The organism is Corynebacterium sp. CQ3829_602738, from assembly GCF_054478435.1.
The window spans coordinates 876,215-901,191 of the sequence record NZ_CM137003.1; the positions used below are offsets into that span (position 1 = coordinate 876,215).

Genomic DNA, 24,977 nt, shown 5'->3' on the forward strand with positions numbered 1-24,977 from the left:
TCAGTAGAGTCAAGGTCATGACTGATCGTATGAATGTGGAATCTTTCAACCTCGACCACACCAAGGTAGCCGCCCCGTTCATCCGGCTCGCGGACCGCAAGGAGCTGCCCAAGGGCGACACGCTGGTGAAGTGGGACATCCGCTTCAAGCAGCCCAACGAAGAGCACCTGGAGATGCCGGCGGTGCACTCGCTGGAGCACATGTTCGCCGAGCACGCCCGCAACCACGCGGACAACGTCATCGACTTCGGCCCGATGGGCTGCCAGACCGGCTTCTACCTCATGCTTTCCGGCGACGTCGCTGAGGAGGAGGAGGTCGCCGAGCTGGTGGAAAAGACGCTCACCGACATCACCAACGCCAACGAGGTGCCGGCCGCCAACGAGAAGCAGTGCGGCTGGGGTGCAAGCCACGACTTGGAGGCCGCCAAGCGCGAGGCGCAGGCGTTTTTGGACAAGCGCGACGAGTGGGGCACCGTCTTTAAGTAGTCGGGTCCACCACCCGAATCTCCAGCGGCGCGGTGCGCAGGCGGTAGAGGCCTGGCACCGCGTCGAACACTGCGAGCAGCTCGTGGGCGAGCGCCGTGGTGGCCGGGACTGCGATGTGGTCGTCGGTGAGCTCCGCCGCCGACAATTGCGGGTCCAGCAGGAACCAAATGTCGCCGTTGAGCAGCGCAAACGTTCGCCCATGTAGGATCCGGTGGCGTGCCGCCCGGATGATTGCGCGCGCAGCCGCCGGGTCCAGGTCCACGCGTCCCCCGGCGTCGACCTCGAGGTAGCGGGCGTGCATCGCGCCTATCGACGACCCTTCGGCCCCCACCGCCTCATCCAACAACGCACGGGCCTGCGGATCGGCGCCGATTGGATCGCGGTCCGTGGAGCTCAGCCCCAGCGGCACGCGGTCGCCGACAAAGGCCGCGAACTTCAATGGGTCCCAGGACAGCATGTGCTCCACGTCGTCGCCGTTGAGGCCGACGGCGTAGGTGAAGCGGATCCGGCCGGTGGGCCCGTCGAGCGTGCCGAGGACAGGGTCGGTGACAAACGCGAAACCGGCCAACGTTCCGCGCGGGTTGTCCAGCACGAGGTAGTGGCCCGGCTCGATGTCGTCGCGGGCGGCGCGGGCGAGCAGTTTCGCCGGCCACTCGTCGGGAAGCGCAGGCGTGCCCGGCACCCGCAAGGTGAGCTCCGTCTGTGTGCCCGCGGACGGCTGGGAAGACTCCACGCGGGACTTGCCGTAGGTGCAGTACAACACGTGGGGGACAGGCTCGGCTAGCACGTACGCGTGGACCTCTAAGTGGCGGTAGGAAAACACGTACGCGTCCGTGCCACCGGCAGCTTGAGCGATGTGGCTGCGCACCACCTCGCCGCCGGTTCTAGGGCCGCGGCGGGCGCTGTCGAAAACTCCCATGGAATTCCACCATAACCCCGCCCCGGCGAGGTGGGCTTCAGCCGTGGTTTCAGCGAACACTGCGCTCGCGGGAACCTTTTTGGTAAGTGTGGCGTTATACCCGGTGAACTCTTTGGACTCTGGTTCAAGATCGGGTCCGGGACAAACGGTACGAAAACCCATTGGAAAGGATTTGTACGACGTGAGAAGCACTAACCCCGTTCTGCGCAACATTCCGGGGGCGGACGCGGACAACGGCTACCAGGATGGCCAGACCGCGACGCTGCCGGGGAGCGCGCGAGAGATAGATCAGCAGCGTCCGATGACGGTGGATGATGTGGTGACCAAGACGGGCATCACCCTCGCCGTGATCATCGCGTTCGCCGCGGTGAACTTCTGCATCTTCCTTACTGGCAACGTCAACCTCGGTGTCATCCTGACCATCGTCGGCGCCATCGGCGGCTTCATCACCACCTTGGTCAACGCGTTCCGCCGCGAGTTCGGCTCTAAGACGCTGACGTTGATCTACGCCGCGTTTGAGGGCCTGTTCCTCGGCGGATTCTCGCTGACCGTTTCCGGTTGGTTCACCGTCGGCGGCGCCGATGCCGGCCAGTTGATCTTCCAGGCCATCCTGGGCACGGTCGGCGTGTTCATCGGCATGCTCGTGGTCTACCGCCGCGGCGCGATCCGCGTGACCCCGCGTTTTAACCGCATCGTCACCGGCATGATCTTCGGCGTGGCCATCATGGCGCTGGGCAACTTCCTGCTGGCAATCTTCACCGGCATCTCTCCGCTTCGCGACGGTGGCACGTTGTCCATCATCTTCGGCGTCGTCTGCGTCGTGCTGGCGGCCCTGTCCTTCCTGCAGGACTTCGACCTCGCCGACAAGCTGGTTCGCACTGGCGCTCCGGAGCGCGCCTCCTGGGGCGTCGCGCTCGGCCTGGCCGTGACCCTGGTGTGGCTCTACACCGAGATCCTGCGCCTGCTGTCCTACGTCAACGACCGCTAGGGCCTTTGCAGAAACACAAAGCGCCTCGCTTCCGGATCATCTCCGGGGCGAGGCGCTTTGTCGTGCGCGCGGTTTAGTAGTTGTTATCCGGCACGACGGGCTGGCCGTCGACAGTCACGGTAGTGAACACCGGCTTGCCGTCGACGATCTCCGGGTTGCCCAGCACAACCTTCACGCCCTCTTCGCGGTTGTCCGGGGAGGTGACAACGCGGGTTGCGGTGCCCTCGGCGAGGTCCTCGCCCCACTGGTCCCAGACGATGTTCTCGAGGAAGTCGTCCTGGTTCTCGCAGTCCACCGTCAGGCGGTCCGGGCGCACCAGGTCGGTGGCGCCGCAGTTATTGAACACCGGTGCAGCGGCGACAGCGGCCTCGGAGGTTTCCTGCTCCTTCACGGCATTCGCCGCGGTGACGTTTGTCGCCGTAGCGGTGCCGGCCGTGGTGGCGGAGGTGCCTGCACCCTTCAGGGAGTTCGGGTCCTGGGTCGTGGCCGTGTCGACCTTCTCGGAGGAGGGGTTCTGGTGCGGCGGGGTGCAGCCTGCCAGGGCGAGAGCTGCCAGGGCGGCGACGCCGGCTACTGCTTTGCGGGAAGAGGTGGCAATCACAGGAATGGTCCTTCTGTATTGAAAAGAGAAACGTACTGGCTACTTCGCGCGGGGCGTGGAGGCCTTGACTGAATCATACGGCTCGGCCGAGACCACGGTGACGGAAATCTCGCGGCCGTTCGGTGCGGTGTACTTGCGGGTTTCGCCCTCGGCGGCACCGACGACGGCGGCGCCGAGAGGGGACTGCTCCGAGTAGGTCTCCAAATCCGCGTTGTCGGTGGAGGCGGCGCGGGTGCCGATGAGGAAGGTCTCGCGGTCGTCCTCGTCGCCGTCATAGTAGACGTGCACGACGGAGCCGACGTGGGCAACACCCTCGACAATGCCAGCGCGCTCCGTGGTGGAGTTGGACAGGATCTCGGAGATCTGCTTGATGCGCGCCTCCTCCTGGTCCTGCTGCTCGCGGGCCGCGTCGTAGCCGGCGTTCTCCTTGAGGTCGCCCTCCTCGCGGCGCTCGTTGATCTCGGCCGCGATGGCGGGGCGGTTATCAATGAGCTGCTGCAGTTCGGCCTCGAGCTTGGCCTTCATTTCAGGAGTGATGTACTGCTGCTGGGATTCAGCCATAGGGGTCTAAACCTTCCCTGATACGTGAAATCGGCCCGCCGCTAGCGGGCCAATGTGTGCAGATATACAGCCGGAAGATTACCACACGCCTTCGGGCCGGTTTTCGCTAGCGCGGCGCGTAGAAGCTGCTCTCCGGGTCCATGTAGAAGGGGAGATTCTCGGAGCAACCGTAGATGCGGCCAGACACCAGCGGCTCGCGCACCGGCAGGTCCACCGCAATGCGGGAGTGTTGCTCGCCGCCGGCCGGCAGCACCACCTCGCGGCGGCCCACCTCCGAATGCGAGTAATCCACCGCAGTGACGATGCAGTACGCAGGCACGTCCGGGTTTTTGCGGTTGACGTCGATCCAGAGCCGGCCCGTGTTGTCGTCGATACGCTCCTGTGAAATGAACTCCGCGCGAACGGGCTCGCTGAACCGCTGCATGATGGTGCGGGCGCCGACAAAGAGCAGGGCAATCATGAGCAGTGCGGCGACAACCGCGACCACTTTGCCGCCGATGGAGCCGCCGGCGCGGTTGGAACGGCCGTAGCGGTTGGCGGGGCGGGGAGTGGTTGCGGTGCTCACGGAAACGGCTCCTTGCAGGTGGTAAGGACTTTCGAGTTGATGGTACTAAGATGACGCGGAGGTACAGAACTGACCCCTACGAAAGTTGGATTGATCGAGTGACCGGGTTGCGTCTCATGGCGATTCACGCCCACCCCGACGACGAGTCCTCCAAGGGTGCCGCCACCATGGCCAAGTACGCCGCAGAAGGCAACCGCGTCAAGGTCGTCACTTGCACTGACGGCCGGCGCGGCGACGTGCTCAACCCGGCAATGGACCGCCCGGGCGTGCTGGACAACATCCTCGAGGTGCGCCGCGAGGAAATGGCGCGCGCCGCGGCAGCCCTCGGCGTGGAGCACGTCTGGCTGGGCTACGAGGATTCCGGGCTGCCCGAAGGCGACCCGCTGCCGCCGCTGCCGGAAGGCTCGTTCGCGGTGCAGGACCCGGAAGAGGTGGCGGTGAAGATCGTGGAGCAGATCCGCGAGTTCCGCCCGCACGTGATCATCACCTACGACGAAAACGGCGGCTACCCGCACCCGGACCACCTGATGGTGCACGCGATTTCCATGATCGCCTGGGAGCGCGCGGGCGACCCGGACTTCGCGCCCGGCACCGGCGAGCCGTGGACGCCGCTGAAGCTGTACTACTCGCACGGATTCATCCTGCAGCGCATGAAACTGCTGCAGGAGCGCCTGATCCAGCGTGGGAAGCAGAGCCCGTACGAGCTGATGATCAAGCGTTGGGAGGAAAACGAAGGCGACGTATTCGGCCGCGTGACCACCCAGGTCGAGTGCGCCGGCTACTTCCAGCAGCGCGCCGAGGCGCTCACTGCGCACGCCACGCAGATCGACCCCGCCGGCGCGTTTCTAGCTAGCCCGGTGGAGGACCAGCAGGACGTCTGGCCCACCGAGGAGTTTGAGCTCGCCGCGTCCAGGGTGGAGACCACCCTGCCGGAAACCGACCTGTTCGCCGGCATCGAGGAGGAAAGCTAAATGACAACCTTTACTGTCGCCGCCGCCAACGCCGCGAGCTTCGTGCTGGCCCAGAATCCGGGCGAGACCCCGGTGGGCCCGGACTTTGGCAAGGCCTCGCCGATCGGTCTGCTTCTGTTGGTGGTCTTGGCCATCGTGGTGCTGTTCATCGGCTGGTCGTTCCACCGCCGTTTCTCCCGCTTCAAGCGCCGCCAGGCGTTCGCGGAGGCGCGCGGCATCGACCCATTCGACGAGAAGGCGATCGACGAGGCCATGGAAAAGGCTGGTCTGAAGGACCAGCGGAAGAAAAACGCGTTCTAGCTGGCTAGAATTTATCCCGTGTCTGTCCTTTCGAAGCTGCGATACCCGCTGTACCCGCTGTACGAGGCGCGCCTAAAGCGCGAGCTGCGCGGCAAAAAGCGTCCGAAGCACATCGCCGTGATGGCCGACGGCAACCGTCGTTGGGCGCGTGAGGCGGGCTTCGAGGACATCTCCCACGGCCACCGCGTCGGCGGCGCGAAGATCGGCGAGCTCGTGCGCTGGTCCGCGGAGATGGACGTGGACGTGCTCACCATTTACCTGCTTTCCACGGAGAATCTGCAGCGCACCACCGAAGAGGTGGAGCTGCTCTTCGACATCATCTCCGGGGTCATCGAGGATCTGGCCACGGAGGATTACACCTGCCGCGTGCGGTTGGTGGGGCATTTGGATCTGCTGCCGGAGGACGTCGCTAGGCGCATGCGCGAGGGTGCGGCCGCAACCGACACCAAGCACGGTCTCACCGTCAACATCGCGGTCGGTTACGGCGGGCGCCAGGAGATCGTGGATGCGGTGCAATCGCTTATCGACGACAAAGCGCACGCCGGAGTGCCAGCCACGGAGATGGCCGCCGAGATCACGGTGGAATCCATCTCGGAGCACCTGTATACCTCCGGCCAGCCGGACCCGGACCTGGTCATCCGCACCTCCGGCGAGCAGCGCCTGTCCGGTTTTCTGCTGTGGCAGGCGGCGTACTCGGAGATTTGGTTCACCGACATTTACTGGCCGGCGTTTCGCAAGATCGACTTTTTGCGCGCGCTGCGCGACTACTCGCAGCGCTCCCGCCGCTTTGGCAAGTAGCTAGATCTTGCGCATGCGCACGCGTTGGACGGTGTGGTCGTAGTCCTTGCGCAGCACCAGCGAGGCGCGCACGCGGGTGGGCAGGATGTTTTCCACCAGGTTGGGCAGGTTGATGGTCTGCCACAGTTCGCGCGCGGCGTAGGCGGCTTCGGCGTCGTCCATGCCGGCGAAGCTCTCGAAGTGGTTGCCGGGCTGCTGGAACGAAGTGTCGCGGAGTTTGAGGAAGCGCTCGATGTACCAGCGCTCGATGTCTTCGGTCTTTGCGTCGACGTAGATGGAGAAGTCGAACAGGTCGGAGACCATCAGCGTTGGGCCGGTCTGCAGCACGTTGAGGCCTTCGAGGATGAGGATGTCGGGCTGGCGGACCTCCACGAATTCGTCGGGGAGGATGTCGTAGGCCTCGTGCGAGTAGATCGGGGCCCTGACCACCGGCTGGCCGGACTTGACCTCGGTGACAAAACGCATCAGGTTTCTGCGGTTGTAGGACTCTGGGAAGCCCTTGCGTTTCATGATCCCGCGCTCTTCCAGCACCGCCTTCGGGTGGAGGAAGCCGTCGGTGGTGACCAGGTCCACCCGCGGGTGGGAGTCCCAGCGCTGCAGCAGCACCTGCAGCACGCGCGCGGTGGTGGATTTGCCCACGGCCACCGAGCCGGCCAGGCCGATGATGAACGGCACGTGCCCCGGGTCGCCGCCGATGAATGTTTCGGTGGCGTTGGTGAGCTTTTGCCGGGCGCGCACTTGCAGGTGGATCAGGCGCGACAGGGGCAGGTAGATGTCCTCGACCTCCTGCAGGTCGAGGTTCTCGCCGATGCCGGAGAGCTTCTGCAGCTCTTCCTCGGTGAGCACCTGGGGCATCTTGGCGCGGCGCTTGCGCCAGTCCTCGCGGTGGAAGTCGAGGTACGGCGACGAATCGGCTCGTGACATAGCCACCATTGTTGCACCCGCGTAAAAGGGGAATGAATCCGCCTTCTGGGCGTGCCGATTTTCCTATACTGCGAGAAGCCGTTGTCAACGCGAAAAGAAAGGACCCGGTCGACGTGTCTGAAGACCTCCGCTACCAGGATCTGGCCACCTACGACCCCGAGGTGCACGCCGCAATTGTGGACGAGCTGGCGCGCCAGCGCGACACGCTGGAGATGATCGCCTCCGAGAACTTCGTGCCGCGCTCCGTGCTGCAGGCGCAGGGCTCGGTGCTGACCAACAAGTACGCGGAGGGCTACCCGGGCCGCCGCTACTACGGCGGCTGCGAGCACGTGGACGTCATTGAGGACTTGGCGCGCGACCGCGCGAAGGAGGTCTTCGGCGCCCAGTACGCGAACGTGCAGCCGCACTCCGGCGCGCAGGCGAACGCCGCGGTGCTCATGGCGCTGGCGGAGCCGGGCGACACCATCTTGGGCCTGGACCTGGCGCACGGCGGCCACCTCACCCACGGCATGAAGATCAACTTCTCTGGCCGCCTGTACAACGTCGCCGCCTACCAGGTGGAGGAGGACACCCACCAGATCGATATGGCGAAGCTGCGCGAGCAGGCCCGCGAGGTCAAGCCGAAGGTGATCATCGCCGGCTGGTCCGCGTACCCGCGCCACGAGGACTTCGCGGAGTTCCGCTCCATCGCCGACGAGGTCGGCGCCTACCTGTGGGTGGACATGGCGCACTTCGCCGGCCTGGTCGCCGCCGGCCTGCACCCGAACCCGGTCCCGCACGCGCACGTGGTCTCCTCCACGGTGCACAAGACCCTGGGTGGCCCGCGCTCCGGTTTCATCCTCACCAACGACCTGGAGCTGCACAAGAAGCTCAACTCCGCGGTCTTCCCGGGCCAGCAGGGCGGCCCGCTGATGCACGTCGTGGCAGCTAAGGCGACCGCGTTCAAGATCGCCGGGACCGAAGAGTTCAAGGATCGTCAGCAGCGCACCCTCGACGGCGCGAGGGTGTTGGCGGAGCGTTTGCTTGCCGACGACGCACGCGAGGCCGGTGTGTCCGTCGTCTCCGGCGGCACCGAGGTGCACCTCGTGCTGGTGGACCTGCGCAATTCGCCGATGGACGGCCAGCAGGCCGAGGACCTGCTGCACTCGGTGGGTATTACCGTCAACCGCAACGCCGTGCCGTTCGACCCGCGCCCGCCGAAGGTGACCTCGGGCCTGCGCATCGGCACCTCCGCGCTGGCCACCCGCGGCTTCGGCGAGGAGGACTTCCGCGAGGTCGCAGAGATTATCGCGGAGACCCTGATCAAGGGCGAAGCAGCCGACATCGACGCGCTGCGCGGCCGCGTTGAGGCCCTGGCGCGGAAGTACCCGCTCTACCCGGACCTCGAGGATTGGAAGATGCTCTAGTCCTTTTCGGCTTCTCCGGCGTCGGCGCTTGCGCCGTCGCCGCCGGCAACATCATGCCCGCGCTGCTCCGCGAGAGTGGCGCGGGCTTTTTGCAGCCACTCGGGCTGGTCGTCCAGCAGCGCGCGGATCTCGTCGGTGGTCATCGCCTGGTCCACGCCGGCGCTTTTCAGCGCGGTCACGGAAATGCCCAGCTTGCGGGCGACCTCGGGGCGCGGGTGTGGGCCGGAAAGGCGCAGCTCCTGCAGCCACTGCGGCGGGTTGTCCTGCAGGTCGCGCAGCTCGGCGTGGGTCACGGCGCCGTCCTGGAACTCCTGCGGGGTGGCGGGAAGGTAGATGCCCAGCTTCTTTGCGGCGGTTACCGGCTTCATGGCGATGCCGGAGGGGGTCTGATCAGTCATGGTCAAAACGGTAGCATTGACGGCCATGCTCACCATTGCCTTCGCCACCGGCACCGAGCCGGGGAAGTGGTTCCGCCGCTTCGAGGAACTCACCGGAAGCCGACTTGAGACGATGCCGGCGGATGATCCGTTCGTGCTCGTCGGCAAGCAAGCAACTGCAGCGCTCGTGCGGCTTCCGGACGAGCGCGTCACCGACGAGTACCACGTGGTGCGCCTCTACGAGGAGGCGGCCGGCGTCGCGGTGCCGAAGGATTCCGTCTACGCGGAGGTAGGGGAGGTTTCCCGCGCGGATCTCGCGGACGAGATTGTGAACTTTGACGGGCAATCGCCTATCGACGACCTCCGGTCCGCCCTGCAAGTCGTCGCCGCGAACGTCGGCGTGGCCTACGGGCCACTGCCGCTGTTGAAGAACCTCGCGCGCAAACAGATCAAAGCATTACCCCTTCTGGGGGAGGAACCGGCGACGCAGATCGCGCTCGTGTGGCGCAGGGCGGACGATTCGGACGCTGTGCAGGACTTTGTCGGTGTGACGAAGGGGCGCACGGTGCGTTCTTCGCGTGGAAATGCGCACCCCCGATCGGGTGCAAAGCGGACTCGACGTTAACGCAAAGTTCATAATGGACGGCGCACTTATTTCAAGAATGAAAGGTATTGATTATGTTTTCCCGTAAGATCGTCGCTTCCGCAGCTGCTCTGACCCTTGGCGCAACCGGCCTGGTTGCTTGCTCCAACGACGGCGAGGGTGAGCCGACCTCCACCGAGATCGTCTCGGAGACCGCTACCGAGACCGAGGTTGCCACCGAGACCGCTGGCGAGGCCGCGGATAACACCGACGCCGCTGCTGCTGGCGACGCTGAGGCTACCGAGGAGATCACCACCGCCGACGGCGCAACCGCGATGGTTCCGGCAGGCGTGAAGGCCGCTATGGACGAGTACGCTCAGCCGGAGTGGGGCGAGCCGATGGCAGTTGAGGAGACTGACGGCGGCTGGATCGTCACCTACGACAACGAGCACTACATCACCTGGAACGAGAACACCGGTGGTGCTCCGACCTGGGGCCAGATCGCTAACGAGTGGATCACCGACGTGCGTCTGGACCAGAAGTTGGGCTTCCCGGTCGCACCGGAGACCGAGAACGCCGACCAGTCGGGCTGGACCCAGGAGTTTGAGAACGGCACCATCGAGTGGACCCGCGGCGGCACCGAGGATGCCTTCACCGCAATCGTGACCGAGAAGTAAATCGGCGGCCTACCTCGCCTGATTCCAAGCGCCACTCCGCTGCGGCGGGGTGGCGCTTTTGCGTTGCTGGGCGAGTGTTTGCGCGCCCTCGCGCGGATCTGGACAATAGAGCGCATGCAAAAATCGGACTTTGCCATCCGGCCCATCCGACCGGAAGACTATCCGCAGGTACGAGCCATCTACGAGATGGGACTACAGACAGGCAACGCTTCTTGGGAGACCAAGGGGCAGAACTGGGAGCAATTCTCCCGCAAGAAAATCATGGAGACCGTCTTCGTGGCGGTTGACGCGAACGACGACAACAAGGTGCTCGGCTGGGTCGGCGCCGCGAAGGCGTCGACACGCAGCGTGTTCCACGGCGTGGTGGAAGACTCGATTTACACCCACCCGGACGCCCGCGGCCGCGGCGTTGCCGGCGCGCTTTTGGACCACCTGATTCAGACCTGCATCAACTTGCACAAGTGGTCCATCCACTCCTGGATCTTCCCCGAAAATGAAGGATCCGCGGGCCTGCACAAGTCCCGCGGATTTGAAAAGGTGGGCACGTTCCACAACATGGCCCGGATGGCCTACGGCGAGCGCCAAGGCCAGTGGCGCGACTGCGACATCTGGGAGCTGATTTTGCCGATGTCGCGCGAACAGTAGCGCCGCTGAAAAGCTGCTAGCTCAAGTCCTCCTTGAGCGCTTCCTCGCGCACCGGCAGCAGGAGGACGAAGGCGACGATCGCCAGCGGCACCATGAGCAGGAACACGGGGGTAAGCCCGTCGTTGTAGCTGCTCAGCACCGCGTCCTTGATGGGATCCGGCAGCTGGGCGACAACGCCGGGGGTGAGGCTGTTCGCCCCGCCTTCCTGGAACTTCGCCGCGTACGCCTGGCCCTCCGGGCCCAGCTTGGCTAGCGCCTCCGGGAGGCGCTGCTCTAGGTTGTCGCGCATGTTGTGGATGAACAGCGAGCCAGCCAGGGACGCGCCGATGGAGGAGCCGATCTGGCGGAAGAAGTTGTTCGTGGACGTCGCAGTTCCCACGTGCTTGAGCGGGAACGAGTTCTGCACGATCAGCACCAGCACCTGCATGACCAGGCCCAGGCCGAAGCCGAAGATGAACATGTAGACGCCCAGCGTGGTCAGCGACGTGGTCACCTCGAGGCGAGAGAACAGGAACAGCCCCAGCGTGGTCACGAGCATGCCGACCAGCGGGTAGATCTTGTAGCGGCCGGTCCTGGAGATGATGAAGCCGACCGCCATGCCGGTGACGAGCATGCCGATGACCATCGGCAGCATCATCAGGCCCGCCTCGGTGGGGGTGAGCTGGTGGACCATCTGCAGGTAGGTGGGCAGGTACGCCAGGCCACTGGTCATGGCCAGGCCTAGCACCGTGCCGGCAAGCGTGGTCAGCACCATGTTGCGGTTTTTGAACAGGTCCATCGGGATCAGCGGGTTGGTGGCGCGCAGCTCCACAAACACGAATGCCACGGCGGCAACCAACGCGATAAGCGAGGTGGCGATGATCGTCGGGGAGGTCCACTCGTACTGGGTGCCGCCCCAGGTGGTGGTGAGGATCAGCGAGGCCGTGGCCACCACCATGAGCGTGGTGCCGACGTAGTCGTAGTGCATGCCCTTCGCGGATCCGCGGCGCAGGCGCAGCACGGCGGTGCACACGCACATGGCCAAAATACCCAGCGGGATGTTCATCCACAGTGCCCAGCGCCAGCCGGGCCCGTCAGTGAACCATCCGCCGAGCACCGGGCCGAGCACAGAGGACACGCCGAAGACGGCACCCATGACACCCATGTACTTGCCGCGCTCACGGGCGGGGACGACCTCGGCGATGATGGATTGCGAGTTCACCATCATCCCGCCCGCGCCCAAGCCCTGGATGGCGCGGCCGATGATCAAAAGCTCCATGGTGTGGGCGAAGCCGCCGATGGTGGAGCCGACCACGAACAGGCCGATGCCGGTGATGTAGAGCCACTTGCGGCCCAGGATGTCGCCGAGCTTGCCGTTGACCGGCATGGCGATGGTCATGGTGACCAAAAACGCCGAGATGACCCAGCTCATGTGGTCCACGCCACCGAGCTCGCCGACGATAGTGGGCAGGGCGGTGGCGAAAATCATCTGGCCCAGCGAGCTCATCAGCATGGTCAGCAGCAGGGCCGAGAACACCAGCCCCACGTTTGGCGGGGTGGCCTGAAGCGGATCGCGGTCCGCGCGGGTTTCTACCATTTCATCTCCTTTGCGTAAGTGGAAAGATCGTGTGCGTTAGCTAGCAGTTGCTCGACGGGGTCGGCGCCCTCCGGAGGGTGCCACAGGTAGCGGCTCACCGCTCCCTGGAACAGCACGACGATGAAGTGCGTCTCGTCCTCCAGCGTCCCGGGGTGCTTCCGGTCTTCGGGGAAGCGTTCGAAGTGGGCGTAGACGGCGCGTCCGACCTCGGTGAGGAAGCCACGTTTGCGGGTGGCTTCGGCGTGCATCAGGCCGGGGTTGTTTTCCAGCAGCTCGCGGCGGCATTTCGCGGCCGGGCCGTCGAAGCGTCCCGGTTCCACGTCGATGGAGCGGATGACAAGCTCCAGCACGTTGTCGCTTTGGGTTTCCCGGATCGCGGCGAGGGCGTCCTCGCTGAACGTGAAGGGGAACGAACCCAAGATCGCCTCGTCCTTGGAGTCGACGTAGTTGAAAAACGTGCGCCGGGAGATGCCTGCAGCCAGGCAGATGTCGTCGACGGTGACGTTGTCGTAGCCGTGAGCGCCCACAAGCCGGGCCGCCTCGTCGCGGATGCGTTGCAGCGTTTCGCGCCGCTTCTGCTCCCTGATTCCCTCATTTTGCACGGGGTGCAATATTACACCCGGTGCACATTATGGCAAGCCCGCTGAAAGTTCGCCTTCTACCAGCGCTTTTCCGTCCTCTGAGTAGGTCAGCTTCACAATGCCGGGCGAATGCTTCTCGACGTCCCAACGGCCCTGCCCGTCATTACAGCCCTTCGTCAACGGGATCGATTCGCCGCCTTCACCGATCAACGCCGTGCAGCCGGTCAGCGGGTAGGTCACCGAGGCGGTGCCGCCGCCGAAGGTCGCCACCGCGGGCCACGCCTTGACCTTTGCGTCATCTTCCAAGCTGTTCAGCGTTCCGGTGTAGGTGCCGGTGGGGGCCGAAGGGTCGTCGATAGGCGATTGCTGCTGCGCGGTGACCGTGACCGTTTCGGGGACGGTGCTTTCGGGCTCGGGGCGCGGGTTGGCGTACCAGTAGGCCGCCGCGAGCGCGACGCCGATGATGGCGACGATGAGCGCAAGCACCCCGCCGACGACCCACGGCTTGTTCGGCCCGCCCGCGGTGCGCAGTTCGGAGAAAGAATCAGGCATGGAAAAAGCCCCCAGCAGATTGGTTGATGTGCTGGGGGCAGATTCTAGCGGGGAGCTAGTTGCGGACTAGTTGCGGTCCGTGTTGGCCATGGACAGCACGTCGAGGCGCTTGTCCAGCTCCTCCTCGGTGAGCTTCTCGCCGTCCACGAAGCCCAGGTCGATGGTGGCCTGGCGGATGGTGATGCCCTCCTTGACCGCGTGCTTGGCAATCTTCGCGGCGTTTTCGTAGCCGATCGCGGAGTTCAGCGGGGTCACGATCGACGGGGAAGATTCGGCCAGGGTGCGCATGCGCTCCTCGTTCGGCTCGATGCCGTCGACAAGCTTGGTGGCGAACTGGCGGGCCGTGTTCGCCAGCAGGCGGGAGGACTCGAGGACGTTGCGCGCCATCATCGGGATGAACACGTTGAGCTCGAACTGGCCCTGGGTGCCGCCGAACGCGACAGCCGCGTCGTTGCCGATGACCTGCGCGGAGACCTGGGTTGCGGTCTCGCACAGCACCGGGTTGACCTTGCCCGGCATGATGGAGGAGCCCGGCTGCAGGTCCGGCAGGTGGATCTCGCCGAAGCCGGCCAGCGGGCCGGAGCCCATCAGGCGGATGTCGTTGGCGATCTTGTACAGGGACACAGCAACGGAGCGCATCGCGCCGGAGAACTCGACCAGGCCGTCGCGGTTGGCCTGCGCTTCGAAGTGGTTCTTCGCCTCGGAAAGCTGCTCAACACCGGTGAGCTTGATCAGCTCCTCGGTGACCTTGCCGCCGAACTCCGCCGGGGTGTTGATGCCGGTGCCCACGGCGGTGCCGCCGATGGCGAGCTCGCCCAGGCGCTCCAAGGTGCCCTCGACGCGTGCGATGCCCAGCTCGATCTGGCGGGCGTAGCCGGAGAACTCCTGGCCCAGGGTGACCGGGGTGGCGTCCATGAGGTGGGTGCGGCCGGACTTGACCACCTCGTGCCACTCCTTTGCCTTCTTTTCCAAGGACTCCTGCAGCACCTTCAGCGCCGGGATCAGGTCGTTCGCGGCAGCCTCGGTGGCCGCGACGTGGGTGGCGGTGGGGAAGGTGTCGTTGGAGGACTGGCCCATGTTGACGTGGTCGTTCGGGTGGACCTCAACGCCGTTGGCCTTCGCGATGGAGGCGATGACCTCGTTGGTGTTCATGTTCGACGAGGTGCCGGAGCCGGTCTGGAACACATCGATAGGGAACTGCTCGTCGTGCTTGCCGTCCGCGATCTCCTTCGCGGCGGCGATGATGGCGTCGGCCTTCTCGGCGTCCAGGTTGCCCAGGTCCTTGTTTACCCGCGCGCAGGCCGCCTTGAGCAGGCCGAGCGCGCGGATCTGCTGGGACTCCAGGCCGCGGCCGGAGATGGGGAAGTTCTCCACAGCGCGCTGCGTCTGGGCGCGCCACAATGCGTCGACGGGCACCTTGACTTCGCCCATCGTGTCATGCTCGATGCGGTATTCCTGATCAGCCATTATTGTCCTTTACTTCTGTCGCGTGCACGTCGCGCACGGTAAGGTGCGCGCGTGCCTTTCCACTGCACGATTATGCCCCAACCGGATATGCCGAGGAGATGAAATGCCCGAACCGCAGGCCATGAAGACCCCCACTTTGAGGGACGCGGGAGTCGCGGCCGCCGCGATGGGGTCGATGTACGTTTTGCTCCTCGGCCAGGGGCTGATTTTGGTGCGCGCGGGCGTGTCCCGGACAGTGGCGCTGACGGTGCTGCCGGTTGCAGTGTTGGTCGCGTTGGCGGTGCCGACGGTGCTGCTCGTGCGCTACATGCGGCACCGCGGGCTCGAGCTCGGCTTCTCCCGGCTCGGGCGCCGGGGCTGGCACCTGCTGTGGCAGGCTCCGGCGGTGGTGCTCGGCTCTGCGGCAGCGACGTCGGTTGTCGCGCCGCTGTCCGGACTTGAGCCCCGCGGCGACTCCGCCAGCGAGACCCTCGCCCGGGACTTGGACAGCGCCGCGCCAGTGCTGCTTTTGCTGGTGGGCTACCTGCTCATCGGGCCGTTGATTGAGGAGATCGTGTTCCGCCGCGTGCTCATGAACTACTTCGACACGCTCATGCCCGCGGCGGCGAGCGTACTGGCTACCTCAGCGATCTTCGGGGCGGCCCACATCGCGCCGCCGGCAATCGTGTTCACCTTCTTCGCCGGCGTTGGTCTGGCGCTGGTGGCACGCTTCCACGGCACCATCACCGCCAGCTACATCGTGCACGTGGTGAACAACCTGCTGGCCAGCGCGGCGCTGATCGGCGCGTTGCTTTAGGCTGCGGCCTAGTTCTCCGGATCGGAGTAGTCCACCACGGAGTAGTCCTGCAGCTTGGTCAGCTGGTGCTGGGACTCAATGAAGCGGACGGTGCCGGACTTCGAGCGCATCACCAGCGAGCGGGTGGTGGCACCGGACTTGCGGTAGGTCACGCCACGCAACATGTCGCCGTTGGTCACGCCGGTGGCGGCGAAGTAGCAGTTGTCGGAGGTGACCAGGTCGTTGATACCCAACACGCGGTCCAGGTCGTGGCCGGCGGCGAGGACCTTCTCGCGCTCCTCGTCGCCCTGCGGGGCGAGCATGCCCTGGATCTCGCCGCCCAGGCACTTCAGAGCGCACGCCGTGACGACGCCCTCCGGGGTGCCGCCGATACCCATCGCAATGTCGATGGAGCTGGTGTCCTGTGCAGCGGCGATGGCGCCGGCGACGTCGCCGTCCATGATGAAGCGGACTTTGGCGCCGGCGGCGCGGATGTCGTCGACAAGCTGCTTGTGGCGCGGACGATCGAGCACGACCACCGTGATGTCGGCGGGGCGCACGCCCTTCGCCTCGGCGACCGACTTGATGTTCTCGGCGGTCGACTTCGTGATGTCGATCGCGCCGACCGCCTCCGGGCCGACGGCGATCTTGTTCATGTAGAACGCGTCCTGCGGGTTGAACATCGAGCCACGGTCCGCGGCGGCGATCACGGAGATCGCGTTCGGGCGGCCCTCGGCCATCAGGCGGGTGCCGTCGACTGGGTCGACAGCGATGTCCACGGCCGCGCCGTGGCCGGTGCCGACCTGCTCGCCGTTGAAGAGCATCGGGGCCTCGTCCTTCTCGCCCTCGCCGATGACGATGACGCCGTCCATCTCCACGGAGTTGATCATCTTGCGCATCGCGTTGACGGCGGCACCGTCGCCTTCGTTCTTCTGGCCGCGGCCGACCCAGCGGCCGGAGGCGAGCGCGGCGGCCTCGGTGACGCGCACCAGCTCCATCGCGAGATTGCGGTCGGGGAAAAGATCGGACTGTTCGGTCATGGGGAGGCCTTCCTAAACATGAATCACAAAAAGACCCCTCTATTGTGGCACTACCAATCGCACAATTGCCCGTTCTTCCCACCTTTAAGGGGGAAGCGGGGGCGCATGCCATACTGTTCGGCGTGGCTAGCAACAAAAAACCCCGCATCTTCCAGGACGGACGAGACATCGCGATCAACTCCGTGCTCATCATCGTGCTGATGGTCGTCGCTGTCGGCGCGACCGGGCTGTGCTCGTTTAACCCCGGCGCGCCCGAACAGGGGCCGGTCCAGGAGGTCGACGCGGAGACCTTCCTCGACTTGGAGGCGCGCGGCGTGGACTTCCCGGTGCGCTACCCGGAGATGCCGGAAGGTTGGGTCACCAACTCCGCGCGCCGCTCCATGCTCGGCGGCCAGCCGGCGCCGACCGTCGGCTGGATCACCCCGGACCGCGGCTTCATCCAGCTCACGCAGACCGGCGTCGACGCGGAGGAAGCTGCAAAGGGCGCGGACGAGAAGCCGCGCACCCTGGACCGCTCCGAGGAGATCGACGGCCGCAGCGTTGAGATCTACACCTCCGAGGAGAAGGACGTGCGCGACCTCTGGGTCGTCGACGCGGGCGACGCCCGCCTCGTGCTCACCGGCGCAGGGGAGGCCAGCGAGTTCGAGGAGCTGATCTCGACCGCGCTGGCTACTGCTCCGATTCAGGCTGCTGACGGGAATTGATCGCTTCCTCGACGCGCTTTGAGGCGCCGTCGAGAAGCACCTCGCACCGCTTCGCCAGTGCTTCGCCGCGCTCCCAGTACTTCAGTGACTCGTCCAGGCTCATCTGGCCCAGCTCGAGGATCTTCACGGTTTCGACCAGCTCGTCGCGGGCCTGCTCGTAGCTTAAGGTGGCGGGGTCCGGAAGGGCGTTGTCGTTGGCCTGGCCGGTGCCGAAAGCGTTCTCAGTCATGTTTTTCGTGTTCCTAATCTGCTTGCGTGGTGGACATGGAGGCGGCGGTAATGGAGCCGTCGCCGACGCGGATGCGCAGCTGCGATCCGGGTGGGGACTGGTCGATGGAGGTGACAACTTCGGCGTCGGAGCCGTCGCGGGGCAGCACCTGGACCACGGCGTAGCCGCGGGCGAGCGTCGCCGACGGCCCCAACGCCGAGACCTGGGCGCGCAAGCCCCGCACCTGCTGCGTTTCGCGCTGCAGCAGGTGGGACACGTCGCGGCGGATCAGGGCGGTGGCGCGCTCGATTTCCTCGCGGCGGCGGGTAATGGCCATCATCGGGTCGGCGAGCGCCGGGCGCGAGCGCACCGAGGCCAGGCCGTCGCGTTCGCGTTGGACCCATCCGCGCAGGGCGGCGGCCATGCGGGCACGTGCTTCGTCGATAAGCAATCGCTCCTGCGCCACATCGGGGACCGCGCGCTTGGCTGCATCGGTGGGGGTGGCGGCGCGCACGTCCGCGACGTTGTCCAGCACCGGGTTGTCAGGCTCGTGGCCGATCGCGGAGATCACAGGGGTGCCAAGCTTTGCGACGGCACGCTGCAGCGCCTCCTCCGAAAACGGCAGGAGGTCCTCCACGGACCCGCCGCCGCGGGCGACGATGATCACGTCCACCTCAGGGTCCGCATCGAGTACCCCGAGCGCCTCGATCACCGCGGGCACGGTGGTGGGGCCCTGGACCGGGGTGTTGATGATCTCGAAGCGCACTTCCGGCCAACGGCCCTGCGCCACGGTGACCACGTCGCGCTCGGCCGCGGAGCCGCGCCCGGTGATCAGGCCGACCTTTGTGGGCAGGTAGGGCAGCGGTTTCTTGCGCGCAGGGTCGAACAGGCCCTCGGAGGCGAGCTGCTTGCGCAGCGCCTCGATGCGCGCCAAAAGCTCGCCGGCGCCGACGTGCCTGATCTCGGTCACGCGCATGGAAAACGTGCCGCGGCCCGGGTAGAAGGACGGTTTACCCAGCACGACGACGCGGTCGCCGTCGTTAAGCGGCACCTGCATGCCCGTGAGCAGCGAGGTTTCCGCGGTGAGCTGGACGCTGGCCTGCTCCTGGGTGTCGCGCAGCGTGAGGTAGGAATACCGCCACGTGGGCTTGGTGTTGACCTGGGTGAGCTGGCCTTCGATCCACAGCCAGCCGAGGCGCTCAATCCAGCCCTTCACCGAGGTGTTGAGCTTGGACACCGACCACGGCTGCTCCGGCGAGCTCTTCGAATCTGCCACCGCATGCTCCTTTCCATTTGACTTCTGCCACGTTACCCGGCGAGCCGACACGGCCCGCCTATTGTTTTTGACGCTGATTAGTTAGGGTTGGTTCCATGACAGAACAGGGTAAAAAAGTCCTCCTCGCATCCCCCCGCGGCTACTGCGCCGGCGTCGACCGCGCCGTGGAGACCGTAGAGAAGGCCCTGGAGAAGTACGGCGCACCCGTCTACGTGCGCAAAGAGATCGTCCACAACAAGTACGTCGTGGAAACGCTGCAGGACCGCGGCGTGATCTTCGTCGACGAGACCGATGAGGTCCCCGAAGGTGCGCACCTGGTCTTCTCCGCCCACGGTGTCTCCCCGGCGGTGCGCGACTCCGCAAAGAGCCGCAACCTGCTCACCCTCGACGCGTCGTGCCCGCTGGTGACCAAGGTGCACAACGAGGCGAAGCGCTTCGCCCGCGACGGCTACCACATCCTGCTCGTCGGCCACGAGGGTCACGAGGAGGTCGAGGGCACCGCCGGTGAGGCCCCGGAGATCACGCACCTTGTCGACGGTGTGGACGGCGTGGACCGCCTGCCCGACTTCCCGGACGACCAGAAGCTGGTGTGGCTGTCCCAGACCACGCTTTCGGTGGACGAGACGATGGTGATCGTGGACAAGCTCCACGAGCGCTACCCGAACCTGGAGAACCCGCCGAGCGACGACATCTGCTACGCCACCCAGAACCGCCAGGCCGCGGTCAAGGAGATCGCCCCGCGCTGCGAGCTGGTCATCGTGGTGGGCTCCCAGAACTCGTCGAACTCCCGCCGCCTGGTCGAGGTGGCGCTGGAAGCCGGCGCTCAGGCCTCCTACCTGGTGGACTACGCCTCCCAGATTAAGGACGAATGGTTCGACGGAGTGAACACCGTCGGCGTGACCTCGGGCGCGTCCGTGCCGGAGATCCTGGTCAAGGAGCTGGTGGAGGAGCTCGGCCGCCGCGGCTACGCGGACGCGGAGGAAGTGACCACCACCGTGGAGACCATCACGTTCTCCCTGCCGCGCGACCTGCGCCTGCCGCGCCGCGAAACCCCGGCGGTGGCGCAGGGGTAAGGCGCTCGGGGCTCGCTGTTAGCCCTTGTAGAGATCCTCGCCGAGCCGGTCCGCAATCGAAGTGGAGCCGGACCGCGGGGACTTTTTCTGTGCCCGTTCGGTGCGCCCGGCACGCTCGGCCCGCTCTGTGCGCTTTGTGCTGCGCTCCGAATCGGCGCGGCGCAGAAGCTCGTCCACCGACACGGCCTTGGTGCGCTCGCGCGCGCGGCGGCCTTCAGAATTCGTGCGGCGGTTGCTGCGGTTGATCCGGGTGCGCTCAGCGGTTTCGCGGCGCACCAGCTGTTCGTTGTGGCGCTTGATCAGGCGGATGCGCACAAACGCGATGATCACAGAGCCCAGCGTGACGGCGAACAGCACCGGAAACAGCTCCGTGACCGGGTAGAACACCAACAGCAGCGCGGCCTTGCCGGAGGAGCCGCCGGCCGCGATCTGGTCGCGCGACATCACCCAGCCGGCGATGACCACCGCGATGACGAACAAGATCGGTGCGCTGGCCACGTTGAGGAACAGGCCGCGCGGATTGACCAGGGTGGACACCACAATCACCGCGACGGCGTAGAGGGTGAGAAACGGCCAGCCGATCACGCCGGTGGACAGCGAAAGCAGCGCGCCAGTAAACAGCGCGGCGAAAACGATGCCAATGCCGGACCCCGTGGGCAACCCGTGAAACGTTGCGGACGGGGAGGTTGAGTTCCGGTGAGAGACATGCGACACGCCAGACGAGTCTACTCGCCGGTGTGCTCGGCAGCGTGCCGGGCACGCGAAGAAACCGGTTTCAATGCCGGGGCCTCGCCGCGCCGCGACGGCACCTGGGCCTCCTCCAGTCTGCGGGCGGTGACCATCACGCGCGAATCCATCGACGCGAGCGTGGCGTTGTACGCCTCCACCGCCTTGTCCAGTGAAGAGCCGACCCGGTTGTAGTGCTCCGCCATGGTGGCGAGGCGTTGGTGCAGCTGCCCGCCGAGGCGCTGGATTTCCTTCGCGGCGTCGTTGAGCGATTCCTGCCGCCACCCCAGCGCCACGGTGCGCAGCAGCGCAAACAGGGTGGTGGGGGTGGCGATGACTACGTCGCGGGCGAACGCGTAGTCCAGAAGCTCGGGATCGATGGAAAGCGCGGCGTCCAGGAACGGATCCGCTGGCACGAACAGCACCACGAACTCCGGGGTGGGCTGGAACGCCTCAATGTAGGACTTCGCCGACAAGGTGTCCACGTGCGCGCGCACCAGGTGGGCGTGGCGGCGCATGAACGCCTGGCGCTCCTCCGGGTCCTCGGTGCCGAGCGCATCTAAATACGCCTGGAAAGGCACCTTCGCGTCGACGACGATGTTTCTGCCCTGTGTGAGGCGGATGATCATGTCGGGGCGGACGCGGGAGCCGTCGATAAGCATGTGCTCCTGGGGGTCAAAATCGACGTGCTCGAGCATGCCGCCGAGCTCAACTACCCGCTCGAGCTGGATTTCGCCCCAGCGGCCGCGGGTCTGCGGCGAGCGTAGGGCGGTGATGAGCTGGTCGGTGCGGTCGCCCAGGCGTGCCGACGTGCGCCCGATCGCCTGCACCTGGCCCGCCAGCGAGGATGCGGAGACGGCCTGCTGCTTGTCCATCTCGTCGAGCTGCTCGCGCATGTCTTTCAGCGCGCGGGCGACTGGGCGCAGGTCCTGCGGGGGCTGTTGCGGGGTGGCGCGGCGCATCCAGGCGGCGCCGGTGAACACGCCGGCGATGAAGCCCGCGAGCAGGCCGGTGGCGAGGAGCAAGAGCACGGTGGCGGTCGACATAGCTGGCAGTCAACCACACCTGCCAGACACGCTAGCGTTCGGGTTCGCTCATATGTTCGCTTGGGGTGTCTTTGCTGCTGTCGCCCGACTGCCACCCACGCAACCGCTCGAGGCCGCTGTCGCGCAGCTTCCGCAGGCTGGAGGTGCCGAAGCGCTCGGTCTTCTCGTCGGCCTCCTCGTCGGCGACGGGGGCGTTGACCCATTCGCGCTCGCCGCGCCACTCCTGGCGTTTGTGCACGGACTCTGCCTCGACGATCTCCGCGATGACCCGGCCCTCGTCGGTGGTGAATTCGATGTCATCTGCGCCCAGCTCGCCGGCGTTGATGCGCAGCACCTCCAGCAGGTAGCGGTACACCACCGCGACCATCGCGGCGGTCGGCACGGCAAGGAAGCCGCCGACAAGGCCGAACAGCGTGCCACCGACCGTGACCGAAACCAGCACGATCACCGGGTGCAGGTTCATCGCCCGCGACTGCAGCATGGGGGAGAGGACGTTGCCCTCCAGCTGCTGGGTGGCCAGCACGATCGCCAGCACGATCAGCGCCTTGGTGAACCCGAGGGTGACCAGAGCGATCAGCACCGCCAGCGCGCCCGCGACCACGGCGCCGACGATCGGGATGAAGCCCGCCATGAACGTGATCAGCACGAGCGTGAACGCCATCGGCACGCCCACGATCGCGATACCGGTGCCGATGACGATCGCGTCTACCAGCGAGCACACCGCCTGCGCGCGGATGAACCCGGACAGGGTGTTCCAGGCGCGGGTGAGCAGCTCCGTCAGGTACAGGCCGGTGCGGCCGCCGGTGGCGGAGCGCAGCCACGGCAGGAAGCGGTGGCCGTCCTTAAGAAAGAAGAAGGTGAGCACGAACAGCACCATCAGCGTCACCGACAGCCCGGCGGCGGTGTTGATGCCGGAGAACACCCCGCCGGCGATCGCGCCCGCCTGGTTCTGGATCCACCGCTGGATCTCGTTGACGCCCTCGTTGAGGTTTTCTGGGTCCATGTTCAGCGGAGGGCCCTGCGCCCATAGCTGAAGGCGCTGAATGCCCTCGAACGCCTGGATGTACAGCAGGCGAGACTGGCCCACGATGTCCGGGGCGATCAACATGCCGATAAATGCCAGCACCCCGAAGAACAACAGCATCGTCAACAGGGCGGCGAGGCCGGAGGGGACCCTTTGGCGTCGTAAAGCAGCTGCGATTGGGGCGAGCACGGTGCACACGATGAGCGCGATGACGACCGGCAAAACACCGGCCCAAAACGTGCCGATAAGCTGGCCCACCGCGTACAAAAACACCGCGATGACCAGGATGCGCAGCGTAAACTTCGCCGCCGAAGCGATCCAGTCGTTGAACACAACGTTGCGGTCCACACGGTCTTCGCGCACGGGGGTCTTGATCGGTTCACTCACGCGCACCATTGTGCCCCATTGCATTTAGCTTTGCGACGGCCCACCTCACGGCCCCCTCCGAACCCCGCGCACACCTCCGCTAGGATATTGCGACGTGAGCCTTACTCTTGGAATTGTCGGTCTGCCCAACGTTGGCAAGTCCACCCTGTTTAACGCCCTGACGCGCAACGAGGTACTTGCCGCGAACTACCCGTTCGCCACCATCGAACCCAACGTCGGCCTGGTGGAGCTGCCGGATCCGCGCCTGGACCGCCTGGCGGAAATCTTCGACTCGGAGCGCGTGCTGCCCGCGACGGTGTCCTTCGTGGACATCGCCGGCATTGTCAAGGGCGCCTCCGAGGGTGAAGGCATGGGCAACGCGTTTCTGGCCAACATCCGCGAGGCGGATGCGATCTGCCAGGTGGTGCGCGCGTTTTCCGACGACAACGTCATCCACGTCGACGGCAAGGTCGACCCGTCTTCGGACATCGAGGTCATCAACACCGAGCTGATCCTCGCCGACCTGCAGACCATTGAAAAAGCCCTGCCGCGCCTGGAGAAGGACGGCCGCAAGGACAAGGACGTCGCCGCCCAGGCCGAGGAAGCCAAGAAGGCGCAGGCCGTGCTCGAGGACGGCCGCACCCTCTTCGCCGCCTCCAAGGGTGGGGAAGTGGACCTGGCGCTGCTGCACCACCTGCACCTGATGACCGCGAAGCCGTTCCTCTACGTGTTCAACTCCGACGAGGACGTGCTCACCGACGACGCGCGCAAGCAGGAGCTGCGCGACCTGGTCGCCCCCGCCGAGGCCGTCTTCCTGGACGCGCAGACCGAGACGGAGCTTTTGGAGCTTGACGACGAAGACGCCGCCGAGCTCCTCGCCGCCGTCGGCCAGGACGAACCGGGCCTGCAAACCCTGGCCAAGGCCGGCTTCGACACCCTCGGCCTGCAGACCTACCTCACCGCCGGCCCGAAGGAGGCCCGCGCCTGGACGATCCGCAAGGGCGACACCGCCCCGAAGGCCGCCGGCGTGATCCACTCCGACTTTGAAAAGGGCTTCATCAAGGCCGAGATCGTCGGCTTCGACGACCTGGACGCGGCAGGCTCGATGGCCGACGCCCGCGCCGCCGGCAAGGTCCGCCAGGAAGGCAAGGATTACGTCATGGTCGACGGTGACGTCGTGGAGTTTCGTTTCAATGTAACCTAAATACGCTATGAATAGCGTATGACTACACGCGCTGCTATTTACCTCCGTATCTCGTTAGATGCTGCCATGGACGGCCTCGCCATCGACCGGCAGCGTCAGGACTGCGAAGCCCTCGCCGAGCAACGCGGCTGGGACGTCGTGCATACCTACGTCGATCAATCGATCTCTGCATCAAAGAAGGACGTGGACCGTCCCGACTACGACGCGATGGTGGCGTCCTTTGAGCGCGGCGAGATCGACGGATTCTGGAACGCTAAGGCGCGTTCTTATTTCACCGTGAATCGGTGCCATACTTCGACTGTGACCGTCAACGGCAGAACGCAACGAAGCATCAACACCCGCGGCGGCCAGAAGTCGATCGCCGAGCTTTCGGCAACGAATTTGCCGGGCACTAAGGACAGCTACTACTACAACTTCTGCTAGAACTCATGCGCATTCGACCCCTAGTACTTGGGCTTTTGAGCCTACTTCTTGCTGCAGTCATCGCGACTACTGGGTGGCTGCTGACAGCCCTGGTTGACTCCACCAAGCCCTTGTCCTTAGGGGTCGAATCAACCTT

General features: G+C 65.6%; 30 protein-coding genes. 14 read left to right on the plus strand and 16 right to left on the minus strand.

Annotated elements, in window-relative coordinates; translation table 11 throughout:
* The first annotated feature begins 17 nt into the window (after positions 1–17).
* Complete coding sequence (locus tag ACX1NL_RS04235; RefSeq protein WP_181888096.1) at positions 18–485, plus strand: S-ribosylhomocysteine lyase; 468 nt, start codon at positions 18–20, stop codon at positions 483–485.
* Here the strand turns inward: ACX1NL_RS04235 and ACX1NL_RS04240 are convergent.
* Positions 478–1,404: a suppressor of fused domain protein gene (locus ACX1NL_RS04240; protein ID WP_311389545.1), complete on the minus strand. Its 927-nt coding sequence runs from the start codon at positions 1,402–1,404 to the stop codon at positions 478–480. The genes ACX1NL_RS04235 and ACX1NL_RS04240 overlap by 8 nt on opposite strands.
* A 181-nt stretch (positions 1,405–1,585) precedes the next feature.
* Between ACX1NL_RS04240 and ACX1NL_RS04245 the strand changes: the two genes are divergently transcribed.
* Positions 1,586–2,392 carry a Bax inhibitor-1/YccA family protein gene (locus ACX1NL_RS04245; RefSeq protein WP_269952525.1) on the plus strand — a complete coding sequence of 269 codons (807 nt, stop codon included), beginning with the start codon at positions 1,586–1,588 and terminating at the stop codon, positions 2,390–2,392.
* 73 nt (positions 2,393–2,465) lie between these two features.
* On the opposite strand, the gene ACX1NL_RS04250 is transcribed toward ACX1NL_RS04245, so the two are convergent.
* The 3 genes from ACX1NL_RS04250 to ACX1NL_RS04260 all read right to left on the minus strand — a co-directional run bounded on the left by ACX1NL_RS04250 (position 2,466) and on the right by ACX1NL_RS04260 (position 4,119).
* On the minus strand, positions 2,466–2,993 hold the full coding sequence (locus ACX1NL_RS04250; protein ID WP_181888099.1) for a hypothetical protein: 528 nt from the start codon (positions 2,991–2,993) through the stop codon (positions 2,466–2,468).
* 39 nt (positions 2,994–3,032) lie between these two features.
* Entirely contained in the window at positions 3,033–3,554 is a 522-nt protein-coding gene (greA, locus tag ACX1NL_RS04255) for a transcription elongation factor GreA (protein ID WP_181888100.1), read from the minus strand.
* 106 nt (positions 3,555–3,660) lie between these two features.
* A complete protein-coding gene (locus ACX1NL_RS04260) occupies positions 3,661–4,119 on the minus strand; it encodes a DUF4307 domain-containing protein (protein ID WP_458898701.1) in 459 nt (152 codons plus the stop codon).
* A gap of 116 nt (positions 4,120–4,235) precedes the next feature.
* Here ACX1NL_RS04260 and mca point away from each other — a divergent pair, with 116 nt between their 5' ends.
* The 3 genes from mca to ACX1NL_RS04275 are packed head-to-tail and all read left to right on the plus strand — an operon-like array spanning position 4,236 to position 6,188.
* Positions 4,236–5,090 carry a mycothiol conjugate amidase Mca gene (gene mca / locus ACX1NL_RS04265; RefSeq protein ID WP_236883387.1) on the plus strand — a complete coding sequence of 285 codons (855 nt, stop codon included), beginning with the start codon at positions 4,236–4,238 and terminating at the stop codon, positions 5,088–5,090.
* Positions 5,091–5,390 (plus strand): hypothetical protein, encoded by a 300-nt coding sequence (locus tag ACX1NL_RS04270; protein ID WP_181888102.1) that lies wholly within the window; start codon positions 5,091–5,093, stop codon positions 5,388–5,390. It begins immediately after the preceding gene.
* Between the two features lie 18 nt (positions 5,391–5,408).
* Positions 5,409–6,188, plus strand: coding sequence for an isoprenyl transferase (locus tag ACX1NL_RS04275; protein ID WP_181888103.1), 780 nt, complete (start codon positions 5,409–5,411; stop codon positions 6,186–6,188).
* Here ACX1NL_RS04275 and coaA read toward each other — a convergent pair whose 3' ends face one another.
* Entirely contained in the window at positions 6,189–7,112 is a 924-nt protein-coding gene (gene coaA, locus ACX1NL_RS04280; protein WP_181888104.1) for a type I pantothenate kinase, read from the minus strand. It lies immediately after the preceding gene.
* A 113-nt stretch (positions 7,113–7,225) separates the two neighbouring features.
* Here coaA and glyA point away from each other — a divergent pair, with 113 nt between their 5' ends.
* On the plus strand, positions 7,226–8,518 hold the full coding sequence (gene glyA / locus ACX1NL_RS04285) for a serine hydroxymethyltransferase (RefSeq protein WP_458898702.1): 1,293 nt from the start codon (positions 7,226–7,228) through the stop codon (positions 8,516–8,518).
* Here glyA and ACX1NL_RS04290 read toward each other — a convergent pair.
* The gene (locus tag ACX1NL_RS04290) at positions 8,515–8,916 is read right to left on the minus strand and encodes a DUF5997 family protein (RefSeq protein ID WP_181888106.1); all 402 of its coding nucleotides are present in this window, start codon (positions 8,914–8,916) and stop codon (positions 8,515–8,517) included. The genes glyA and ACX1NL_RS04290 overlap by 4 nt on opposite strands.
* A 25-nt stretch (positions 8,917–8,941) precedes the next feature.
* Here ACX1NL_RS04290 and ACX1NL_RS04295 point away from each other — a divergent pair, with 25 nt between their 5' ends.
* From ACX1NL_RS04295 to ACX1NL_RS04305, 3 genes are all read left to right on the plus strand, one after another.
* Positions 8,942–9,520 (plus strand): LysR family transcriptional regulator substrate-binding protein, encoded by a 579-nt coding sequence (locus ACX1NL_RS04295; protein WP_181888107.1) that lies wholly within the window; start codon positions 8,942–8,944, stop codon positions 9,518–9,520.
* A gap of 53 nt (positions 9,521–9,573) precedes the next feature.
* Positions 9,574–10,155 (plus strand): hypothetical protein, encoded by a 582-nt coding sequence (locus tag ACX1NL_RS04300; RefSeq protein ID WP_181888108.1) that lies wholly within the window; start codon positions 9,574–9,576, stop codon positions 10,153–10,155.
* Positions 10,156–10,269: 114 nt separating this feature from the next.
* On the plus strand, positions 10,270–10,800 hold the full coding sequence (locus tag ACX1NL_RS04305) for a GNAT family N-acetyltransferase (RefSeq protein ID WP_458898703.1): 531 nt from the start codon (positions 10,270–10,272) through the stop codon (positions 10,798–10,800).
* 16 nt (positions 10,801–10,816) lie between these two features.
* On the opposite strand, the gene ACX1NL_RS04310 is transcribed toward ACX1NL_RS04305, so the two are convergent.
* The 4 genes from ACX1NL_RS04310 to ACX1NL_RS04325 form a co-directional block, all read right to left on the minus strand.
* On the minus strand, positions 10,817–12,376 hold the full coding sequence (locus ACX1NL_RS04310) for an MDR family MFS transporter (protein ID WP_458898704.1): 1,560 nt from the start codon (positions 12,374–12,376) through the stop codon (positions 10,817–10,819).
* Positions 12,370–12,978 (minus strand): TetR/AcrR family transcriptional regulator, encoded by a 609-nt coding sequence (locus ACX1NL_RS04315; protein ID WP_458898705.1) that lies wholly within the window; start codon positions 12,976–12,978, stop codon positions 12,370–12,372. Before ACX1NL_RS04315 ends, ACX1NL_RS04310 begins: the two co-directional genes overlap by 7 nt.
* Before the next feature lie 27 nt (positions 12,979–13,005).
* Positions 13,006–13,509, minus strand: coding sequence for a hypothetical protein (locus tag ACX1NL_RS04320; RefSeq protein ID WP_269509283.1), 504 nt, complete (start codon positions 13,507–13,509; stop codon positions 13,006–13,008).
* Between the two features lie 66 nt (positions 13,510–13,575).
* A complete protein-coding gene (locus ACX1NL_RS04325; RefSeq protein WP_239306053.1) occupies positions 13,576–14,976 on the minus strand; it encodes a class II fumarate hydratase in 1,401 nt (466 codons plus the stop codon).
* 103 nt (positions 14,977–15,079) lie between these two features.
* Here ACX1NL_RS04325 and ACX1NL_RS04330 point away from each other — a divergent pair, with 103 nt between their 5' ends.
* Complete coding sequence (locus ACX1NL_RS04330; RefSeq protein ID WP_458898706.1) at positions 15,080–15,772, plus strand: CPBP family intramembrane glutamic endopeptidase; 693 nt, start codon at positions 15,080–15,082, stop codon at positions 15,770–15,772.
* 8 nt (positions 15,773–15,780) lie between these two features.
* Here the strand turns inward: ACX1NL_RS04330 and glpX are convergent, their stop codons facing one another.
* Positions 15,781–16,791 carry a class II fructose-bisphosphatase gene (gene glpX, locus ACX1NL_RS04335; protein ID WP_269509277.1) on the minus strand — a complete coding sequence of 337 codons (1,011 nt, stop codon included), beginning with the start codon at positions 16,789–16,791 and terminating at the stop codon, positions 15,781–15,783.
* 122 nt (positions 16,792–16,913) lie between these two features.
* Between glpX and ACX1NL_RS04340 the strand changes: the two genes are divergently transcribed.
* Positions 16,914–17,495, plus strand: a complete 582-nt coding sequence (locus ACX1NL_RS04340; RefSeq protein ID WP_392399110.1) for a DUF4245 domain-containing protein — start codon at positions 16,914–16,916, stop codon at positions 17,493–17,495.
* Here ACX1NL_RS04340 and ACX1NL_RS04345 read toward each other — a convergent pair.
* Together ACX1NL_RS04345 and xseA are read right to left on the minus strand one after the other, a co-directional pair.
* Positions 17,461–17,724 (minus strand): exodeoxyribonuclease VII small subunit, encoded by a 264-nt coding sequence (locus ACX1NL_RS04345; RefSeq protein WP_311389551.1) that lies wholly within the window; start codon positions 17,722–17,724, stop codon positions 17,461–17,463. The two genes, ACX1NL_RS04340 and ACX1NL_RS04345, sit on opposite strands and share 35 nt — an antisense overlap.
* A 13-nt stretch (positions 17,725–17,737) precedes the next feature.
* Positions 17,738–18,979 carry an exodeoxyribonuclease VII large subunit gene (gene xseA / locus ACX1NL_RS04350; RefSeq protein WP_301612652.1) on the minus strand — a complete coding sequence of 414 codons (1,242 nt, stop codon included), beginning with the start codon at positions 18,977–18,979 and terminating at the stop codon, positions 17,738–17,740.
* Positions 18,980–19,074: 95 nt separating this feature from the next.
* Here xseA and ACX1NL_RS04355 point away from each other — a divergent pair, with 95 nt between their 5' ends.
* A complete protein-coding gene (locus tag ACX1NL_RS04355) occupies positions 19,075–20,052 on the plus strand; it encodes a 4-hydroxy-3-methylbut-2-enyl diphosphate reductase (protein WP_458898707.1) in 978 nt (325 codons plus the stop codon).
* Positions 20,053–20,070: 18 nt separating this feature from the next.
* On the opposite strand, the gene ACX1NL_RS04360 is transcribed toward ACX1NL_RS04355, so the two are convergent.
* Genes ACX1NL_RS04360 through ACX1NL_RS04370 form a run of 3 tightly spaced genes read right to left on the minus strand, consistent with a single transcriptional unit; the run spans position 20,071 to position 23,235 of the window.
* Positions 20,071–20,766: a DUF6542 domain-containing protein gene (locus ACX1NL_RS04360; protein ID WP_301612649.1), complete on the minus strand. Its 696-nt coding sequence runs from the start codon at positions 20,764–20,766 to the stop codon at positions 20,071–20,073.
* 11 nt (positions 20,767–20,777) lie between these two features.
* Positions 20,778–21,824: a DNA recombination protein RmuC gene (locus ACX1NL_RS04365; protein ID WP_458898708.1), complete on the minus strand. Its 1,047-nt coding sequence runs from the start codon at positions 21,822–21,824 to the stop codon at positions 20,778–20,780.
* 31 nt (positions 21,825–21,855) lie between these two features.
* The gene (locus ACX1NL_RS04370) at positions 21,856–23,235 is read right to left on the minus strand and encodes an AI-2E family transporter (RefSeq protein WP_458898709.1); all 1,380 of its coding nucleotides are present in this window, start codon (positions 23,233–23,235) and stop codon (positions 21,856–21,858) included.
* 94 nt (positions 23,236–23,329) lie between these two features.
* On the opposite strand from ACX1NL_RS04370, the gene ychF reads away from it, so the two are divergent.
* On the plus strand, positions 23,330–24,418 hold the full coding sequence (gene ychF / locus ACX1NL_RS04375) for a redox-regulated ATPase YchF (protein ID WP_269952539.1): 1,089 nt from the start codon (positions 23,330–23,332) through the stop codon (positions 24,416–24,418).
* Positions 24,419–24,484: 66 nt separating this feature from the next.
* Complete coding sequence (locus tag ACX1NL_RS04380) at positions 24,485–24,841, plus strand: recombinase family protein (protein WP_290172253.1); 357 nt, start codon at positions 24,485–24,487, stop codon at positions 24,839–24,841.
* The last annotated feature ends 136 nt before the right edge of the window (positions 24,842–24,977 follow it).

Coding starts and splice junctions, on each gene's coding strand:
- ACX1NL_RS04235 (WP_181888096.1), top strand. CDS start 18: ATGACTGATCGTATGAATGTGGAATCTTTCAACCTCGACCACACCAAG.
- ACX1NL_RS04240 (WP_311389545.1), bottom strand. CDS start 1,404: ATGGGAGTTTTCGACAGCGCCCGCCGCGGCCCTAGAACCGGCGGCGAG.
- greA (WP_181888100.1), bottom strand. CDS start 3,554: ATGGCTGAATCCCAGCAGCAGTACATCACTCCTGAAATGAAGGCCAAG.
- mca (WP_236883387.1), top strand. CDS start 4,236: ATGGCGATTCACGCCCACCCCGACGACGAGTCCTCCAAGGGTGCCGCC.
- ACX1NL_RS04270 (WP_181888102.1), top strand. CDS start 5,091: ATGACAACCTTTACTGTCGCCGCCGCCAACGCCGCGAGCTTCGTGCTG.
- coaA (WP_181888104.1), bottom strand. CDS start 7,112: ATGTCACGAGCCGATTCGTCGCCGTACCTCGACTTCCACCGCGAGGAC.
- ACX1NL_RS04290 (WP_181888106.1), bottom strand. CDS start 8,916: ATGACTGATCAGACCCCCTCCGGCATCGCCATGAAGCCGGTAACCGCC.
- ACX1NL_RS04295 (WP_181888107.1), top strand. CDS start 8,942: ATGCTCACCATTGCCTTCGCCACCGGCACCGAGCCGGGGAAGTGGTTC.
- ACX1NL_RS04300 (WP_181888108.1), top strand. CDS start 9,574: ATGTTTTCCCGTAAGATCGTCGCTTCCGCAGCTGCTCTGACCCTTGGC.
- ACX1NL_RS04305 (WP_458898703.1), top strand. CDS start 10,270: ATGCAAAAATCGGACTTTGCCATCCGGCCCATCCGACCGGAAGACTAT.
- ACX1NL_RS04310 (WP_458898704.1), bottom strand. CDS start 12,376: ATGGTAGAAACCCGCGCGGACCGCGATCCGCTTCAGGCCACCCCGCCA.
- ACX1NL_RS04320 (WP_269509283.1), bottom strand. CDS start 13,509: ATGCCTGATTCTTTCTCCGAACTGCGCACCGCGGGCGGGCCGAACAAG.
- ACX1NL_RS04325 (WP_239306053.1), bottom strand. CDS start 14,976: ATGGCTGATCAGGAATACCGCATCGAGCATGACACGATGGGCGAAGTC.
- ACX1NL_RS04330 (WP_458898706.1), top strand. CDS start 15,080: ATGCCCGAACCGCAGGCCATGAAGACCCCCACTTTGAGGGACGCGGGA.
- glpX (WP_269509277.1), bottom strand. CDS start 16,791: ATGACCGAACAGTCCGATCTTTTCCCCGACCGCAATCTCGCGATGGAG.
- ACX1NL_RS04345 (WP_311389551.1), bottom strand. CDS start 17,724: ATGACTGAGAACGCTTTCGGCACCGGCCAGGCCAACGACAACGCCCTT.
- ACX1NL_RS04355 (WP_458898707.1), top strand. CDS start 19,075: ATGACAGAACAGGGTAAAAAAGTCCTCCTCGCATCCCCCCGCGGCTAC.
- ACX1NL_RS04365 (WP_458898708.1), bottom strand. CDS start 21,824: ATGTCGACCGCCACCGTGCTCTTGCTCCTCGCCACCGGCCTGCTCGCG.
- ACX1NL_RS04380 (WP_290172253.1), top strand. CDS start 24,485: ATGGACGGCCTCGCCATCGACCGGCAGCGTCAGGACTGCGAAGCCCTC.